The organism is Vibrio sp. 1249-1 (assembly GCF_033340495.1).
On sequence record NZ_JAWOWJ010001070.1, the window covers coordinates 1 to 540 of the forward strand.

A 540-nucleotide genomic window follows, 5' to 3' on the forward strand; every position below is an offset into this window, starting at 1 on the left:
TACTAAAACATCCGATTCTGGCAGTTCGGCACCTGCTGCACGAGAAACGCGAGGTTCCTGAAAAACCAGCTGCCAATGCATCGAACCGCCACAAAAGAATCAATGCAGAACGCGATACTAAGAAGTCGTAACGACGGTTAGATTCTTTATCCAATACTTTTGCGTGTATCGACGATAACACAACGCCAACTTAACGACTTCCTCTGCAATCATCAGTGCATACACGTACTTAAACTCCCAACCAAGAACAAACGCAGCGATTGCACAAAGTGGCAAGCCTGTCATCCACATGGCGATAAAGTCCATGCGTAAGCAGAATACGTTGTCGCCACCAGCTCGAATAATCCCGTTAATGATGATCATGTTCAACATACGCAACCAAATCGCGCAGCACAAAATCATAACCGCAGGGGCGGCGAGTGGGTAAAGCTCAGGGTTGTCCAAATTCAATGCTGCAATGATCAACTCACGATTAAGAAGCAACAGTGCGCCGATGGAAATACCAAACACAAAGACTGCTTTGATAAAGAATTTTGCCAT

1 pseudogene is annotated in these 540 nt (G+C 45.7%); it reads right to left on the reverse strand.

Annotation, left to right across the window (positions count from 1 at the left end):
- Positions 1-117: 117 nt before the first annotated feature.
- Positions 118-540, reverse strand: a pseudogene (locus tag R7Z50_RS30525) (MATE family efflux transporter); the annotation flags it as partial.